The 1,160-nt window shown below is 42.2% G+C and carries 1 protein-coding gene; it reads right to left on the bottom strand.

Annotated features, from left to right (window positions below; genetic code table 11):
* Positions 1-31 precede the first annotated feature (31 nt).
* Positions 32-1,160 (bottom strand): IS256 family transposase (locus tag Q4546_RS19120; protein WP_303446851.1); only part of this gene is annotated, 1,129 nt, incomplete at its 5' end.

The raw sequence follows: 1,160 nt of genomic DNA, 5'->3' as shown, positions 1-1,160 counted from the left end.
GAGGGTGTAACAGATTCTGTGTAACTGCAATTTAGTTAATATGCTTCACAATTCTGTCTTCGAACTCAATAATAAATCGGCTCATCGCAGTACGCCAGTTTCGGATGGGCATGGTCCATTTTTTACTGGCTTCTTTTATCGCAAGGTAAATCATTTTCTTGGCCGAGTCATCATTAGGAAATACCTTACGTTTTTTCAACGCTCGTCTAATCACGCTATTTAACGACTCTATAGCATTGGTTGTGTAAATGGCCTTACGAATATCCTGAGGATAATTGAAAAACGTATTTAAGTTGTGCCAATGATTATGCCATGACTTGCTGATTTGGGGGTATTGCTCATCCCAGGTATCGCTGAAACGGTCTAATTCAAGTAAAGCTTCCTCCTCCGTTGTTGATTGGTAGATGCTTTTAAGGTCCGCAGTGACTGCCTTGTAGTCTTTCCACGATACGTACTTTAATGAATTTCTGACCATATGTACGATACAGAGCTGTACATGAGTATCTGGATAAACGGTATTGATAGCATCAGGGAAGCCTTTTAAGCCATCAACACAAGCGATGAGAATATCCTCAACGCCTCGTTGCTGTAGTTCAGTGAGGACACCTAACCAAAATTTAGCCCCTTCATTTTCAGCTATCCAAAGCCCCATTAGCTCTTTGTGACCTTCAAGGTTAATGCCTAACGCTAAGAAAATAGATTTGTTAATAACGCGCTTATCCTGACGGATTTTCACGACGATACAATCAAGGTAAACGATTGGGTAAATGGCATCTAAAGGTCGACTTTGCCATTCAATAACTTGCTCTAGAACGGCGTTGGTAACGCGAGAAACTAACGTGGGTGATATCTCTGCGCCGTACCATTCATCAAAGGCTTGAACGATATCACGAGTACTCATGCCTTGAGCGTAGAGCCACAATATTTTATCGTCCATAGAGGTAAATCTGGACTGGTGTTTTTTAACTAACTGAGGTTCGAAACTGCCTTCACGGTCTCGCGGCGTATCAAGCTCAAATTGACCATCTTCAGTTTGAATGCGCTTGCTGGTTTTACCGTTACGGCTATTAGCAGAAGTCGATTTATGGTGTTTCTCATAGCCCAGGTGGTCATCCATTTCGGCATTAAGAGCGGCTTCGACCGTTATCTTTTTGAGCATC

Source organism: Shewanella sp. 4_MG-2023, from assembly GCF_030548015.1.
Lineage (GTDB): Bacteria > Pseudomonadota > Gammaproteobacteria > Enterobacterales > Shewanellaceae > Shewanella.
Note: the sequence above shows the minus strand (reverse complement) of the source record. Positions and strands in the feature narration are given on the sequence as shown.